Origin of the sequence: Streptomyces sp. NPDC048424 (assembly GCF_040651555.1) — a bacterium.
Taxonomy (GTDB): domain Bacteria; phylum Actinomycetota; class Actinomycetes; order Streptomycetales; family Streptomycetaceae; genus Streptomyces.
The window spans coordinates 263328-278726 of the sequence record NZ_JBEZKE010000001.1 but is presented as its reverse complement, the minus strand read 5'-3'; the positions used below and the strand labels follow the sequence as shown (position 1 = coordinate 278726).

Sequence of the window (15399 nt, the reverse complement as noted above, 5' to 3'; positions counted from 1 at the left end):
GGCCGAACGGGTCACCGTGGCCGCGCGCCACCGCAAGACCGCCGGAGGCATACGGCAGCGTGCTGGCATGCCCCTGCTCCTGCCCCTCCCCGCCCTGCCGGGGCTCCGGCCGGCCCCGCCGCCGGCCAAGCGGGTGGTGGACCTGCTCGGGGCGGTGATCCTGCTCGCGGCGCTCGGCCTGCCGCTCGCCGGCGCCACCGCACTGCTGTACGCGACCCACGGCCGCCGCCCCTTCGTGCGGGAGGCGGCCGTCGGCCTGGCCGGGAGGCCGTTCCGGACGTGGCGGCTGCGCACCGCCGACACGGGCCGGCTCGGCGCCGCCCTGGACCGCTGCGCCCTCGACGCGCTCCCCCAGCTGCTCAACGTGCTCCGCGGCGAGATGTCACTGGTCGGGCCGCGCCCGGAGGCCCGTACGGACCGCCCCGACCGGCTCCTCGTACGGCCCGGAATGACCGGATTGTGGCAGGTGAGCGCGCGCTCGGACCTCCCCTGGGAGGAGATGGCCCTGCTGGACCGGCATTATGTGGAGAACCACTGGCTCGGGATGGACCTCGCGATCCTTGCGCAGACCCCGCGGGCAGCCTGCAGACAAAGGCTCGCCTGAGCGACACAGATCACCGCACGCTCGGCTACATTGCGGCGTCGGGAGTGGGTAACCTCAAGCCTTGACTTCATAAGTTACCGCTTAGTAAGTGCCGCCCGAGGAGCCCTCCCATGCAACTCGCCGCGATCATCGTGTCGCTGGTCCTGACCGTGGTCGGCGTCGCGCTGCTCGCCCGAGCCGTGGCGCAGATCTACCGTTTCGTGAAGATCGGCCAGCCCGTGCCGGCCGGCAGCCGCACGGACGACCCGAAGGCCCGATCCCTCACCCTCGTCCGGGAGTTCCTCGGCCACAGCCGGATGAACCGCTGGGGCATCGTCGGCTTCGCGCACTGGTTCGTCGCGATCGGCTTCCTGACGCTGCCGCCCACCCTCGCGCAGGCGTACGGCCAGCTCTTCCAGGCCGACTGGACCCTGCCGATCGTCGGCGGGTTCCTGCCGTTCGAGCTCTACATCGAGTTCATCGGCCTGATGACGGTCGTCGGCATCGTCATCCTCATGGCGATCCGACTGCTCAGCCTGCCCTCGCGGGCCGGCCGCAAGTCGCGCTTCACCGGCTCGAAGGCCTGGCAGGCGTACTTCGTCGAGTACATCATCCTGACCATCGGCCTCGCGATCCTGTGCCTGCGCGGCCTCGAGGGCGCGATCCACCACGTGGACTCGTACGAGCCGGCGTACTTCGTCTCGTACCCGCTGGTCCTGGCCTTCAAGGGGCTCTCGGCGAGCGCACTGCAGAACGCCATCTACTTCACCGCGATGATCAAGATCGGCACCTCGCTGATCTGGATGATCGTCGTCTCGCTCAACACCAACATGGGTGTCGCCTGGCACCGCTTCCTCGGCTTCCCGAACATCTGGTTCAAGCGGAACGCGGACGGCGCGACCGCGCTCGGCGCGCTCCAGCCGATGACCAGCGGCGGCAAGGAGATCGACTTCGAGGACCCGGGCGAGGACGACGTCTTCGGCGTCTCCCAGGTCGAGCAGTTCTCCTGGAAGGGCATCCTCGACTTCTCCACGTGTACGGAGTGCGGTCGCTGCCAGTCGCAGTGCCCGGCCTGGAACACCGGCAAGCCGCTGTCCCCGAAGCTGCTGATCATGTCGCTGCGCGACCACGCGCACGCCAAGGCCCCGTACCTGCTCGCCGGCGGCGGCAAGGACATGGAGGGCAACGAGAAGGCCACGGCGGAGCAGCTGAAGGACGTCCCGGCCGCGGCCATCGCGGAGGCCGAGCGCCCGCTGATCGGCACCGTCGAGGAGAACGGCGTCATCGACCCGGACGTGCTGTGGTCCTGCACGACCTGCGGTGCGTGCGTGGAGCAGTGCCCGGTCGACATCGAGCACATCGACCACATCGTCGACATGCGCCGCTACCAGGTGATGATCGAGAGCGCCTTCCCGTCCGAGGCGGGCACGATGCTCAAGAACCTGGAGAAGAAGGGCAACCCCTGGGGCCTGGCGAAGAAGCAGCGCGTCGAGTGGACCAAGGAGGTGGACTTCGAGGTCCCGATCATCGGGAAGGACGCGGAGGACCTCTCCGAGTTCGACTACCTCTACTGGGTCGGCTGCGCCGGCGCCCTGGAGGACCGGGCCAAGAAGACCACGAAGGCCTTCGCGGAGCTGCTGAACATCGCGGGCGTCAAGTTCGCGATCATGGGCGGCGACGAGAAGTGCACCGGTGACTCGCCGCGCCGCCTGGGCAACGAGCCGCTGTTCCAGCAGCTGGGCCAGGAGAACGTGGCCATGCTGAACATGGCCTTCGGCGAGGACGACGACGACCCGGAGACGAAGAAGCCGAAGTCGGCGAAGCGGATCGTCTCGACCTGCCCGCACTGCTTCAACACCATCGCGAACGAGTACCCGCAGCTGGGCGGCGAGTACGAGGTCATCCACCACACGCAGCTGCTGCAGCACCTGATCGACGAGGGCCGCCTCACGCCGGTCACGCCGGTGGACGGTCTGATCACGTACCACGACCCGTGCTACCTGGGCCGGCACAACAAGGTCTACACGCCGCCGCGCGAGATCATGTCGGCCGTGCCGGGCCTGCGTCAGCAGGAGATGCACCGCCACAAGGAGCGGGGCTTCTGCTGTGGCGCCGGTGGCGCGCGGATGTGGATGGAGGAGCGGATCGGCAAGCGCATCAACAACGAGCGTGTCGACGAGGCCCTGTCCCTGAACCCCGACATCGTCTCCACCGCCTGCCCGTTCTGCCTCGTGATGCTCACCGACTCGGTGAACGGCAAGAAGAACGACGGCCAGGCGAAGGAACACGTCCAGGTCGTCGACGTGGCGCAGCTGCTGCTGGAGTCGGTCAAGGCGCCCGGCCCCACGGAGGCCGAGCTCGCGGCCGCGGAGGCGGAGGCGGAAGCCGAGGCGGCCGCCGCGGCGGAGGCCGAGGCCGCTGCTGCCGCTGCTGCCACTGCGAAGGCCGAGGCGGAAGCCAAGGCGAAGGCGGAGGCCGAGGCCGCTGCTGCCGCGGCGAAGGCCGAGGCGGACGCGAAGGCCAAGGCGGAAGCCAAGGCGGACGCGGAAGCCAAGACCGCTGACGAAGCCGAGCCTGAGGCTGAGGCCGAGGCGGAGGCTGCGGTCGAGGCCGCGCCTGCGGCCGAGGCGGAGGCTGATGCCAAGCCCGAGGCGGAGCCCGCCGCGGAGTCCGAGGCGGAGGCAGAGGCCAAGCCCGAGGACGCCAAGTAGCACCAGCCCGCACCACGCGGAACGCCGGAACGGCCGGTCCCCCACACGGGGGACCGGCCGTTCCGGCGTTCCGGGCCGCGAGAGGCGGGGCTCAGCCCTCGCCCCCCGCGCGGCGGCGGCGCAGCAGCGCGAAGCCGAGGCCGGCCGCACCCGCCGAGGCCATGCTGCCGCCCGCGGCGACCAGCACCGGGCTCTCGCCCCCGGACGGGTCGACCCCCTCCGCGCCGGCCTTCACCGCGCCCTTCGGAACGACCCTGACGTCCCGCTTCTCGTCCCGCTTCTCGTCCTTCTTCACCGGGTCGACCGTGTACTTCTCGATCAGCCTGCCGCTGAAGTCGTACACCCAGCTGTTCCCGCCGCCCTTGCCGTCGATGACGACGAACTTCACGCGCTTGCCGTCCTGAACGAGCTTGTACGTCCAGCCGTCGTTCTGCGTGCTGGGCCGCTTCAGGTCGATCGTGCCGAGGGCGTTGCCGTTCGGCGTGGAGATCTCGACGCGCTTGCCGTTCGGGCCGTCGACCAGCTTGGCGATCCGTCCGTCGGGCATCGTGACGCGCACCGAGCTCTCCTTCTTGACGTCCTTCGCGACGTCCTTCTCGACGTCCGGCTTGGGCTTCGGCTTCGGCGCGACCTCCATCCACGAGGTCACGGTGCCGTTCGGCTGGAGCACGACGTGCAGGCCGTTGTTCTGCCCGTACGCCGCGGCACCGCCCTTGCTGACCAGCGTGTCCAGCTTGGTCGAGCCGGCGAAGACGTCGGCTTCGAAGTGGTTGTCGCCGATCTTGTAGACCTTGGCGACCGAGCCGTCCGCCAGCTTCACGGTGGTGACGTACGCACGGACGCCCGGCTTCGGCTTCGGCGTGACCGGCGGCGTCGTGGGCCGCGGCGTCGGCGGCACGGACGGGTCGACGGACGGGTCGACCGACGGCTCCACGGGCGGCTCCACGGACGGGTCCACCGACGGGTCGACCGCCGGCTGCTCGATGCCCGGCAGTACCTCCGGCTCCGGAACGGCCGGGGAGTCCGCGAAGGCGGATCCGACCGGGAGGGCCAGGACGGTGGCCGCGCCGGCGACGACGGCGGCGGTACGGAGGGTGGTTCGGCGGGTGCTGCGCATGATGTGTGCTCTTCCTCGGGCTCGTTCGTGCTGCGGGGCGGCGACGGATACGAAGCTACGGGCCCGATATGTGCGTATTCCGTCGGCAATGTAACGAAGAGCCGCAGACTGTGGCGCAGCCGCGTAAACCGGACACTCGGTAAGGCCCTCGGGGTACCCCTAGGGGATGTCACAGGTCAGCCGCAAAGGGTGCGTGTTCCGGGCGACCGTCCACAGGGGCTCGCCGGACCAGGTACGTTCGATCACGTGGCTGGATTCAGGATCGGACGCGGCCGGGACAACAACCGCACTCCGCAACAACCCCCGCAGCAGCAGCAGTCGTACGGCCGGCAGCAACCACCGCCGCCGTACGGCCAGCAGCCCTACCCTCCCGCCGGAGGCCCACCTGCGCAGCAGCAGTGGCCGCAGCCGGGCGCCGGGGGCCACGGCGAGCCGGAGTACTTCGACCCGTACGGGCAGCAGCAACCGCCGCACCCGCCGGGCCCGCAGCAGTCCCCGTACGGCCACGGAGGCCACGGCGGTGGCGGCGGCTACACGAACGACGCCCCCGGGCACACCCAGATGTTCGCGGTCGGCGAGGACCCGTACGGCCAGGCCGCGACCTACCACGCGGGTGCGGCCGCGGCCGCGCCGTCCGGGCCGCGACTGCCGTGGAAGGAACTCCTCCGCGGCATCGTGACCCGGCCGGGCCAGACCTTCCTCCAGATGCGCGACTACGCCGTCTGGGGCCCCGCGCTGACCGTGACCTTCCTCTACGGGCTCCTCGCGGTCTTCGGCCTCGACGACGCCCGCGAGGACGCGATCAACGCGACCCTGTCGAAGGCCGTCCCGATCGTCCTCTCCGCGGGCGTCGCCTTCGTCATCTGCGGTCTGATCCTGGGCGCGGTCACCCACACGCTCGCCCGCCAGATGGGCGGCGACGGCACGTGGCAGCCGACGGTCGGCCTGTCCATGCTGATCATGTCCATCACGGACGCGCCGCGCCTGCTGTTCGCGGTGTTCCTCGGCGGCGACAACATGGTCGTGCAGGTGCTGGGCTGGGCCACCTGGGTGGCGGCCGGAGCGCTCTTCACCTCGCTGATCAGCAAGTCGCACGACCTGCCGTGGCCGAAGGCGCTGGGCGCCTCCGCCATCCAGCTGATCGCACTGCTGTCGATCATCAAGCTGGGCACCATCTAGCCCTCGCACCGCATGCGAAAGGCCCGCCGCGCAGTCTCTGCGCGGCGGGCCTTTCGCATGGTTCGGACACTCGATGTCCGGGCCTAGGCGTCGAGGACCTGACCCTCACGCTTCACGACGGGCGGTTCGACCGACCAGGGGAAATTGATCCACTCGTCGGTCTTCTTCCACACGTACTCGCACTTCACGAGCGAGTGGGACTTCTCGTAGATGACGGCGGAGCGCACCTCGGCGACGTGGCCCAGGCAGAAGTCGTGGACGAGCTTCAGCGTCTTGCCCGTGTCGGCCACGTCATCGGCGATGAGGACCTTCTTGTTCGTGAAGTCGATCGCCTCGGGCACGGGCGCCAGCATGACCGGCATCTCCAGCGTGGTGCCCACACCGGTGTAGAACTCGACGTTCACGAGGTGGATGTTCTTGCAGTCGAGCGCGTAGGCCAGCCCGCCCGCGACGAACACGCCGCCGCGGGCGATGCTCAGGATGATGTCGGGCTCGTACCCGTCGTCGGCGATGGTCTGCGCGAGCTGTCGCACGGCCCGCCCGAACCCCTCGTAGTCGAGGTTCTCGCGTACTACGTCACTCATGCGTCGTGCCTCACCTGGGTGCGGTGGAAGTTCTGGAAGGAGCGCGAGGCGGTCGGCCCGCGCTGCCCCTGGTACCTGGACCCGTAGCGCTCGCTGCCGTACGGGAACTCCGCGGGCGAGCTGAGCCGGAACATGCACAGCTGCCCGATCTTCATGCCCGGCCAGAGCTTGATCGGCAGCGTGGCGAGGTTCGACAGCTCCAGGGTCACGTGGCCCGAGAACCCGGGGTCGATGAACCCGGCGGTCGAATGCGTCACCAGGCCGAGGCGGCCCAGACTGGACTTCCCCTCCAGTCTGGAGGCGATGTCGTCGGGCAGCGAGATGACCTCGTACGTGGACGCGAGCACGAACTCACCGGGGTGCAGGATGAAGGCCTCGTCCCCCTCCGGCTCGACCATCCGGGTCAGGTCCGCCTGCTCGATCGCCGGATCGATGTGGGCGTACCGGTGATTCTCGAACACCCGGAAGAACCGGTCGAGACGTACATCGATGCTGGAGGGCTGCACCATCGACTCCTCGAACGGGTCGATGCGAACCCGTCCGCTGTCGATCTCGGCCCGGATGTCTTTGTCAGAGAGAAGCACGTCCCGAGGATACGCAGAGCGCGCGGGCCACCCCCAATCGAGAGCGGCGCCCGCGCGCCCGTCCGCTATCGCTTGACCGCCGTCCCGACGGGCACGGCGTGCCGCAACCGCGCGCACCGCGGACACCGCAGCAACCGCCCGGGCCCGATCCGGCCGGCACCGAGGTGCTGCAGCGGGAAGGAGGCGGTACTGAAAACGTGCCCTTCGGCACAACGGACGACGGTGTGCTCCATCGAGTCCCTTTCCCCAACGAGCCGTACTGCGACGAATCGCCACATTAGGGGATGATCGGCACCCACTCCAGCCGCCGCTCCGCACCCACACGGTACGCCCCAACTCCCGCACCCACACGCCTCGGTGCACACCACACACGACATCGACCCCGCGGCAAATTCACCGGGGGTCGATCATGAGGTAGAGTGGGCGACGATGGAGCTCCAGGCAACTGGCCCATCATGCGGATGTAGTTTAATGGTAGAACATGAGCTTCCCAAGCTTATAGCGCGGGTTCGATTCCCGTCATCCGCTCGTGAACGAAGGCCCAGGTCAACGACCTGGGCCTTCTTCGTTGTCTAGACCTCTCAACCCTTGCCGTGCCCTCCGCATGCCCCAAGTCACCGAAATGCCCTGGCCGGAGGGCGTTCCGTGCACCACTTGGCACCATCGGGTGCGAATTCGCGCCCCCAAAGAGGCAGTTGACGGACGGTGTCCGCTCAGGCGGCAACTACTCGCGCGCACGCCGGGCGGACCAATGCAGACCAATGGGGGCGGCCAGTGGTCCTCCCGACGCCCGTGGGCCCGTCGATGTTTCGTGGTTCCGTGTCACGTGTTGCGCTGGTCATGGGTGTCCTGGCGGAGCTGGTCCGTGTGCTGGGCCAGGGCGTCAATACGTTGGGCGAGCTCGGCGTCCTCGGGTCGCAGATGGTCCCGGGTGGCGGTCAGAGGGCGAACGAGACTGGCGGCGTCGTTGTCGGCGAGGGCCAGGTTCAGGTCGCCGATGGCGCCCTGGGCGTTGGCGGGGAGGCCGGTGAGGGCGGTGACCTGCCCGGCGAGTCGGCGCAGGTCGGCCGCGTTGTCGCGGGCCCAGGCGTTTACGTTGCGGTCGGCGGCGCGGGTGTCACGGGTGGCCTGGACGCGCTGTTCCCCGGTGGTTCCGGCGGTGCCGGGGCGCAGGCGCAGGTAGCGGCGTTCGGCGGCCTGCCGACTGGCGACCCCGAGCGGTCCCGCGAGATCGGCCCAGCTCGCCCCGTGCCCGCGGGCGGTTTCGATCAGTCCGCTCTCCCAGCCGGCGAGCTGCTCACGGACCTCGCGCAGCGTCAGCAGTGCAGCCAGAGCCGGGTGCGGGCCCGAGTCCGGCGCGGGCGGCGAAGCGGCTGTTCTCGCGGAGGGTTGCTGCGCGTCCTTGACGGCCTGGTTGATGGCCTCCAGTGCCGCGGCGGCAGCCAGGAAGGGGACTGGTGTGGTCGGCTCGGCGGCCTCGTTCATTGCGTTCTCCGTGGCTCTGTCATCCTCCAGATGACTCCTTGCTTGTCATCGTTTCGATGACATGTTACAACGGGAGCACGTTGAAGCGCATTGGCAGTTCCTGCCTGAACCAACTGGAGGTGTTTCGCGATGTTGATGCGCACAGACCCGTTCCGCGAGATGGACCGGATCGTCCAGCAGCTGTCGGGTGCGTCGGGCACATGGTCGAAGCCGTCCGTGATGCCGATGGACGCCTACCGCGAGGGCGACGTCTACGTGATCGCCTTCGACCTGCCCGGCGTGAGCACCGAGGCGATCGACATCGACGTCGAGCGGAACATGCTGACCGTCAAGGCGGAGCGCCGTCCGGCCGCCAAGGGGGACACCGTGCAGATGGAGCTCTCCGAGCGGCCCCTGGGCGTCTTCTCCCGCCAGATCATGCTGGCCGACACCCTGGACACCGAGCACATCGAGGCCGACTACGACGCGGGTGTCCTGACCCTGCGGATCCCGATCGCCGAGCGCGCCAAGCCGCGGAAGATCAGCATCGGCGGCGAGTCCGGCCGCAAGCAGATCTCCGGCTGAAAAGCCCGGCACCAGCGGCGGAGGACGGGGAACCGATTCCCCCTCCGGCACCCCGTCCTCCGCGCTCTCGCCCCTTCACCCCTATCCGGAGGTGACGTGATGACGATGCGCCGGGAAGCGTTCCTGGACCACGTCCAGGAACGCGGCGAGTATCAGACTCGGGAGGAGGCCGAACGGGCAGCCCGCGTCGTCCTGGCCCTGCTGGGCGCACACCTGGTCGGCACCGTGCGGGCCGAGCTCGCCGCCCGCCTCCCCGAGACGTACGCCCTGGTCCTCCTCAACCCCCTGCAGGCCGCCGAACCGCTCTCACCGGAACGCTTCATCCGCGCGACTGCGGCCTGGATCGAAGGCGCCACCGAGAAGACGGCCCTGTGGGACATCGGCGCGGTCCTCTCCACCGTGGCCGCCGCGGCGGGAGACGTCCTCATGCGCGAGGTCCTGCTGCAGCTCCCGCCCGGCTACGACCTCCTCTTCGGCCACCCCCAGCCCACCTGACCGCGGCCGGCACGAACCGAGCCCTCGAAGAGAAAGGCAACCTCAGCACCATGTACGACCAGCCTCGAGCGAACCCGTCCCTCGCGGCCATGACGTTCGACCAGATGCTGGAACGCGTGCGCTACGAAGGCGCCTATCCCACCCGCGAACGCGCCGAGGAAGCCGTCCGCACCGTCCTGGCCGCCCTCGGGCGGCAGATCACAGGAGACGAACGCGTCGACCTCGCGCAGTGCCTGCCCGTCGAGGCCGCCCTCACCCTGACCGCCCAGATCCCCGACACCGAACAACTCACCGGCTGGGGCTTCGTCAAAGACCTGGCCGCCCGAACCGGGGGCACCCCGGCCACCGCACGCTGGGACACCGGCGCCGTACTCGCCGTCGTCTCCCGGCTCGCAGGCTCCGACCTCCTCGCCCGAATCCTCCACCGGCTTCCCGGCGGCTACGCACTCCTCTTCGGCCAGGCAGAACTGCGGCAGCCCCAGCCCGCCGCCTGATCCCGCCCCACCTCGCGCGGATACGGGGTTGCGTTCGACCCCGATTAACTCATCGTCGAACACACGAAAATCTATGATGGCCGCAGTAGACATTCGATTGCGGCATGGCTATGGTTTCTCTCGTAGCCAAGATCGAGCAAGGCCCGGAGAGACGAACTGCCGGGCATCGGTTCACGCAGTGCGCAGGGCGGTGCGGTGGTGGAGTTCCGAAGCCAGAGCAGTTGCAGGACGGCGACGGGACTGACGACCGGACCGGGCGGCCCGCAGTGATCAGGGGCTGCCACGAGCAGTACCGCAGTTGCCGCAGTGGCGGTTCGGTAAGTGCAGTTCGCAGCACCAGCAGTGCAGTCAGTGAGCGGTACCTCGGTAAAGGCGTCGGCTGCGGGCGCGCGTACCGGGAAGTTCGGCAGTGGGGTTCCAAGCCAGAGCAGACGCAGGATGGGCGACGGGGCTGGCTGCCGGAGAGTGGCGCTACCGCAGGCCACTGAGCAGTTCGCATCAACAGCAGTACGTAGTCCCCCGTTTGGCAAGTGATCGGTCCAGAGGGAAGAACGGAGGAGTTGACCGCCATCAGGATCGCCCGGGTCGAAGGCTGAGCCCGGGTACCGCAGGACATCGATAGTGAGGTGGTCTCCGGTCAAGCAACCGCGATCCCCGCGCCCCCGGCCGAGTGCAGGCCTGGTCCGCGGAAACAGAAGGCCGACGCAGTACTAGGGTCGGCGGATGGTGTAGCAGTTCCTTCGGGGCCCTGGTGCCGTACGGCACCAGGGCCCCTCCACGCGTTCCACAGAGAGAGGTGCAGATGACAGCACACGAATCGTTCGACGATCGTCTCGACGACGACGACTACCCCGCTTACACCATGGGCCGGGCCGCAGCCATGCTGGGCACCACCCAAAGCTTCCTCCGCGCCATCGGAGAAGCCCGCCTCATCACCCCGCTCCGCTCAGCGGGCGGACACCGCCGCTACTCCCGTTACCAGCTGCGCATCGCCGCCCGCGCGCGAGAGCTCGTCGACCAGGGCACCCCCGTCGAGGCTGCCTGTCGCATCGTCATCCTCGAAGACCAGCTCGCGGAAGCCCAACGCATCAACGCCGAATACCGCCATCGAGAGTGACCGAGGTCCGGCGCAGCGCCGCGTACGTGGTCAGCACGCTTTCGGCGGTGCGGACGTGCTTGCCGGGCTTGGCGTAGCGGATGTGGCGCTCGGAGACGAGCCGACGGATGGAGGCGCGCCGATACCCACCTCAGTGCACCGCCCCAGTACTTCTGTCGTGAACAGTCGCTGGGGCACGGGAACCGGCGCGCGCGAGTTCCCGTGCCGGCGCACCGCAACGGCCAGCCGATGCCCGGTTCCCGTCGTGGACAACCCGAACTGCCAGCGACCGGCTTCGGGCCCGGGCAGCCGCGGGTCGTTCAGTACCACCTTTCCCCTGGAGTCGGGCCCCAGCTGAAAGGCATCGAACCCGTACTGGAGCCCGACTCCGAGGGCCTTCGTATAGGCCTCCTTGAGTACCCAGACGTCAAGGAAGTCCCGAGCTCGTCGGACAGGGTCAGCAGCTTCCAGCCTGGCCCGCTCGGCAGGCGTGAACCGCTCCATTGCGTACCCCGCCACATTCGGGTCCACATCCGTACGCTCGACGTCCACGCCACACAGCAGCCCGTCGGTCACCGCGCAGACGATGAGTCCATCGGTGTGGCTGAGGTTGAAGCGCAGCCCGCTCGGGTTCGGCAGCAGTTCGGGGCGCCCGAAGTCGCCTTGCATGAAGCAGAGTTGCTGCGCCGGCGTGCTGGTGTAGGCCCCCAGAACAGAGCGGCACAGCAATCGGGCACCCAGGTGACGTCGCCGTGCCGCTTCCGACCGCAGTCTGGTCCAGCGCGCGTGCTCATCCGCGGACAGGACGGAGCGAGCCTGCTCGGTCAGCCCGTCGACCTCGGCTTCCGGGAGCAACCAGACCTCGGCGCCCGTGAGGGGACCTTGTGGGTTCACACCGGTGCCTCTGCACGCACCGTGCGGTGAATCGCCGGAGCTCCGACGTCAGCGGCGCGGAGGTCGTACACGGCCCTGGCACGGGCCGCCGCGTCCGTACCGAGTTCGTCCGAGGGCCGGTGTGCCATGCCCACCAGACCTTTCCTCCGTACGGCGACGCCCTCGAGGCTGACGACGGTGTTGACGTCGACGAAGTGTACTGCCGCCAGGCTGAAGCACGTCGGCTTAAGCGGCTGAGAGCACGCCGCTAAAGCCCGGCTTATTTCGGGCTGACCGACAGGGGCCCTCGTGTAAAACGGGTCCATGCGGAGAAAAGGCCAGTCGTCGACTCCCGCCGAAGGTGGGCCCAGTCGTACGTATGCGTTCGGCGCCGTGATCGTGCGTACACTCTTGCGGCTCGTCGCACGCAGGGAATGGCGGGGTGCCCACCATCTCCCCGCTCAGGGCGGATATGTCGTAGCGCTCAACCACATATCGCATGTGGATCCGTTCGCCTATGGACACTTCCAGTACAAGAACGGCTTGCCGCCCAGATTCCTGGTCAAGTCCTCGGTCTTCAGAGTGCCGGTGGTCGGAGCCTTCCTGCGGGCCACCGGTCAGATTCCCGTGGAACGCAACAGCCACCGAGCGGCGGACGCGCTGCACGCTGCCGTCGCAGCGCTCGAACGCGGACGATGCGTGGCCATCTACCCGGAGGGGACCCTCACCTCCGACCCCGATCTGTGGCCGGGACGGCCCAAGACCGGCGCGGCCAGGCTGGCGTTGAGCACCGGCGCGCCGGTCATCCCGGTGGCGCAGTGGGGTGCGCACAAGATCCTTCCTCCTTATGGCAACGGCAAGCGGCGTCTGCTGCCGCGCCCCACGTTGGTCGTCGCCGCGGGCCCTCCCGTTGACCTTTCCGACTTCCACGGCACCGAACTCACGGCGCCGGTATTGCGCCAGGCCAGCGAACGGATCATGGGCGCCGTGACGGAGCTGCTGGAGGAGATCCGAGAGGAGAAGCGGCCGACTCCGGTGGCTGATTCCATTGCAGCGCCGCCACTCCATGATGAGAACCGCCGCAGCGGTTGACGGCATTCGACGGGGCTGCAGGCAGGCCGGCCCTCGCGAACTCGGGTGCGAGAGCTCAATCAGGCTTCAGCACAGCACGGTTGAGCTGACCACTCGGGAACCCTCACTAGTAGACACTGTCTACGACTGTGATGTAGAAACTGTCCATGGAACGTGAGAACTCCCTCCGGGATCGGCTGATCGATGTCGGGGTGGACCTTGTGATGACCGAGGGAACGAGCTCGCTGGGGCTTCGGGAGATCGCCCGTCGGGCCGGGGTGTCGCATGGCGCACCGCGCCGGTACTTCCCGACTCACCATGCCCTGCTCTCCGCCATCGCCCACCGAGGCCTCGCGGACCTCAAGGACCGGTTCACCGCCGTGACGAGGGGCATTCCGTCAGCGCGTGGCCAGTTGGAGACGCTCGGCAAGACGTACATCGGGTACGCGCTGGAATGCCGCGGCATGTTCGAACTCCTGCTGCGCCACGACCTGCTCGACAGCCAGCGGCATACATCGGACGAGCCGCGGCTGCGGGAGCTGACCCTTCCGCTCTTCGGGATCATCGTCGAACTCGTCTCCCGGCACCGCGAGGAGGAAAAGGGGACGCTCCCCCTCGGCACGACGAGGGACATGCCCCCGCCGGCCGTCTCGGCTGGGCTGCTCTGGGCCAATCTGCACGGCATCGCCCAGCTGTGGGCCTGGGGCAGCCTGCCCCTGGCCCTCGGCACCGCCGGGACCGGCGGTGCCGAGAGCGGCGGTGCCGAGACCGGCGGTGCCGAGAGCGGCGTGCTCGACACGCTCGTCTCCGTGGCTATGGACACCCATCTTGGACCGGTGAACCCTTGACCGAGACCGTACGGCAGCGCCTCGCACTCGTAGTGAGTGTCGCCGGCGCGATGATCGTCGCACTCGACGGAACCGTGCTGACCGTGGCGCAGCCCGAGCTGCAACGCGACCTCGGCGCCAGTGTCGAGCAAGTCCAGTGGACCAGCACCGGCTACATGCTCGCGGTGGCTGCGCTCCTCGTCATCGCCGGACGCCTCGGCGACCGGTACGGGCACCAGCGGCTGCTGCTCTTCGGCGTACTGGGCTTCGGGGCCACTTCGGGCGGCATCGTGCTCGCGCCCGACGTCGGCTGGGTGATCGGACTACGCGTGCTGCAAGGCGTGTTCGGCGCCCTCCTGCAACCGGCAACGCTCGCCCTGCTGAGACTCGCCTACCCGGCGGACAAGCTCAACGCACCGGTCGCCATCCGCACCAGTTCGATCGGGGTGGCCGCGGCCACAGGTCCGGTCCTCGGCGGCTTCCTCGTCACCCATTTCGGTTGGCGTGCGGTGTTCACGGTGAACGTGCCGATCGCGATCGTGATCGCTGTCATCGTCCTCTTCGTTCGGGTTCCGGCGCCGTCCGGCGGCGATCGCCAGCGGCTCGATCTGCTGGGCTCGGCCCTGCTCGCGGCCACGCTCACGGTCTTCGTCCACACCCTTGGCGCCATTCCCCGCGGCGGGTGGAGCTCGGCTTCGACGCTCCTGGGGTTCTTCGCCACCGCGGGACTTGCCGTCGCGCTCGTCGTGCACGAACGCCGCACCGCGAACCCGATCGTGCCCCCTGCCGTGCTGAGATCCGTACCAGTGACGGCCTCCATGGTGATCCTGCTCCTCACCACCAGCGGCATGTTCGGCGCCCTGTTCGTGGGCACGTTCTCCCTCCAAGACGTGCTCGGGCTCGACCCGTTCGCAGCCGGACTGCGGGTCCTTCCGATGACCGTGCTGATGGTGGTCGGAGCCCCTGCCGCCGCCGGGGCGTTGAGCCGGTACGGCGCACGCCGCTGCGCGATCGCAGGTACGCTCCTCGTCGCCTTCGGCATCGTGGGCCTGGTCCGGATCGAATCGGCGGGCACGTGGTGGATCACCGGCCTCTCCTTCGCCGTGCTCGGCGCGGGATTCGCCACCGTGATGGTCACCGCCACCGGCACCGTCGTCGGCGATGCGCCTGCCGGCTACGCCGGGGTCGTCGGCGGGCTCAAGCAGACAGCGATGAACATCGGCCCGACCCTCGGTATCACCGTCGCCGCAACCATGATGGTGGTGGAGCCCTCCTACGGCGGGGTACCGGCAGCGGCCTCGAGCCCGGCCGTCTCCCTCGGACTGGGGCACACCCTGCTCGTCCTGGCCGCGATCGCCGCCCTGGCCGCGCTGCCGGGGTGGCTGCTCCCCTCGAGAGCGTCCCGCACCATGGAAGTCGCGAACTGATCCGGGTCCTACGCACAGCGGTGGTCGCCCGGCCCGAGAAATTCGGACCGGGCGACCACCAGGGTGGGTCCATGCCGGCGAGGAAGGCGGGCGCGAACACCACTAGACAGCTTGGGCGTTCGGAGGTCAGGCCGCCGCGGTGAGCGCAACCGGGAAGTGCGGTGCTCAGATCAGGCAGGCGATGGTTCTGCAGGCAGCAGGCAGGAGAGATGTCTGCTCCGAGGAGGGCGGCCGTCATCGGTCTCATCAGAAGCTTCGCCGCGGCCCAGCCCTAGACGCCCGGCTCCGAGCAGCTACGTTGATCTGACG

The 15399-nt window shown here is 68.9% G+C and carries 15 protein-coding genes and 1 tRNA gene; 11 read left to right on the top strand and 5 right to left on the bottom strand.

What is annotated here, in order from left to right:
• Positions 1-67: 67 nt before the first annotated feature.
• Both AB0D29_RS01360 and AB0D29_RS01355 read left to right on the top strand, forming a co-directional pair.
• Positions 68-604 (top strand): sugar transferase, encoded by a 537-nt coding sequence (locus AB0D29_RS01360; RefSeq protein WP_362851606.1) that lies wholly within the window; start codon positions 68-70, stop codon positions 602-604.
• A gap of 110 nt (positions 605-714) precedes the next feature.
• Positions 715-3294 carry a (Fe-S)-binding protein gene (locus AB0D29_RS01355; RefSeq protein WP_362851605.1) on the top strand — a complete coding sequence of 860 codons (2580 nt, stop codon included), beginning with the start codon at positions 715-717 and terminating at the stop codon, positions 3292-3294.
• A gap of 91 nt (positions 3295-3385) precedes the next feature.
• Here the strand turns inward: AB0D29_RS01355 and AB0D29_RS01350 are convergent, their stop codons facing one another.
• Complete coding sequence (locus tag AB0D29_RS01350; RefSeq protein ID WP_362851604.1) at positions 3386-4411, bottom strand: hypothetical protein; 1026 nt, start codon at positions 4409-4411, stop codon at positions 3386-3388.
• A 246-nt stretch (positions 4412-4657) separates the two neighbouring features.
• On the opposite strand from AB0D29_RS01350, the gene AB0D29_RS01345 reads away from it, so the two are divergent.
• Entirely contained in the window at positions 4658-5590 is a 933-nt protein-coding gene (locus AB0D29_RS01345) for a Yip1 family protein (protein WP_362851603.1), read from the top strand.
• 83 nt (positions 5591-5673) lie between these two features.
• On the opposite strand, the gene AB0D29_RS01340 is transcribed toward AB0D29_RS01345, so the two are convergent.
• Positions 5674-6174 carry a phosphoribosyltransferase gene (locus AB0D29_RS01340; RefSeq protein WP_362811234.1) on the bottom strand — a complete coding sequence of 167 codons (501 nt, stop codon included), beginning with the start codon at positions 6172-6174 and terminating at the stop codon, positions 5674-5676.
• A complete protein-coding gene (gene dcd, locus AB0D29_RS01335) occupies positions 6171-6758 on the bottom strand; it encodes a dCTP deaminase (RefSeq protein WP_030709189.1) in 588 nt (195 codons plus the stop codon). Before dcd ends, AB0D29_RS01340 begins: the two co-directional genes overlap by 4 nt.
• Positions 6759-7215: 457 nt before the next feature.
• Here dcd and AB0D29_RS01330 point away from each other — a divergent pair.
• Positions 7216-7286: transfer RNA gene (locus tag AB0D29_RS01330), tRNA-Gly, on the top strand.
• 294 nt (positions 7287-7580) lie between these two features.
• Here AB0D29_RS01330 and AB0D29_RS01325 read toward each other — a convergent pair.
• Positions 7581-8243 carry an HSP18 transcriptional regulator gene (locus AB0D29_RS01325; RefSeq protein ID WP_362851601.1) on the bottom strand — a complete coding sequence of 221 codons (663 nt, stop codon included), beginning with the start codon at positions 8241-8243 and terminating at the stop codon, positions 7581-7583.
• A gap of 129 nt (positions 8244-8372) precedes the next feature.
• Here AB0D29_RS01325 and AB0D29_RS01320 point away from each other — a divergent pair, with 129 nt between their 5' ends.
• From AB0D29_RS01320 to AB0D29_RS01305, 4 genes are all read left to right on the top strand, one after another.
• Positions 8373-8807, top strand: a complete 435-nt coding sequence (locus tag AB0D29_RS01320; RefSeq protein ID WP_362851599.1) for an Hsp20/alpha crystallin family protein — start codon at positions 8373-8375, stop codon at positions 8805-8807.
• Positions 8808-8906: 99 nt separating this feature from the next.
• A complete protein-coding gene (locus tag AB0D29_RS01315; RefSeq protein WP_362851597.1) occupies positions 8907-9302 on the top strand; it encodes a DUF2267 domain-containing protein in 396 nt (131 codons plus the stop codon).
• Positions 9303-9352: 50 nt separating this feature from the next.
• On the top strand, positions 9353-9796 hold the full coding sequence (locus AB0D29_RS01310) for a DUF2267 domain-containing protein (RefSeq protein WP_362851595.1): 444 nt from the start codon (positions 9353-9355) through the stop codon (positions 9794-9796).
• Between the two features lie 802 nt (positions 9797-10598).
• On the top strand, positions 10599-10913 hold the full coding sequence (locus AB0D29_RS01305) for a MerR family transcriptional regulator (protein WP_362851593.1): 315 nt from the start codon (positions 10599-10601) through the stop codon (positions 10911-10913).
• Between the two features lie 30 nt (positions 10914-10943).
• Here AB0D29_RS01305 and AB0D29_RS01300 read toward each other — a convergent pair whose 3' ends face one another.
• Complete coding sequence (locus tag AB0D29_RS01300) at positions 10944-11786, bottom strand: 4'-phosphopantetheinyl transferase superfamily protein (protein ID WP_362851591.1); 843 nt, start codon at positions 11784-11786, stop codon at positions 10944-10946.
• Positions 11787-12158: 372 nt separating this feature from the next.
• Here AB0D29_RS01300 and AB0D29_RS01295 point away from each other — a divergent pair, with 372 nt between their 5' ends.
• The 3 genes from AB0D29_RS01295 (at position 12159) to AB0D29_RS01285 (ending at position 15090) form a co-directional block, all read left to right on the top strand.
• Entirely contained in the window at positions 12159-12857 is a 699-nt protein-coding gene (locus AB0D29_RS01295; RefSeq protein ID WP_362851589.1) for a lysophospholipid acyltransferase family protein, read from the top strand.
• A gap of 146 nt (positions 12858-13003) precedes the next feature.
• Positions 13004-13684 carry a TetR/AcrR family transcriptional regulator gene (locus AB0D29_RS01290; protein ID WP_362851587.1) on the top strand — a complete coding sequence of 227 codons (681 nt, stop codon included), beginning with the start codon at positions 13004-13006 and terminating at the stop codon, positions 13682-13684.
• Positions 13681-15090 carry an MFS transporter gene (locus AB0D29_RS01285; protein WP_362851585.1) on the top strand — a complete coding sequence of 470 codons (1410 nt, stop codon included), beginning with the start codon at positions 13681-13683 and terminating at the stop codon, positions 15088-15090. Before AB0D29_RS01290 ends, AB0D29_RS01285 begins: the two co-directional genes overlap by 4 nt.
• Positions 15091-15399 lie beyond the last annotated feature (309 nt).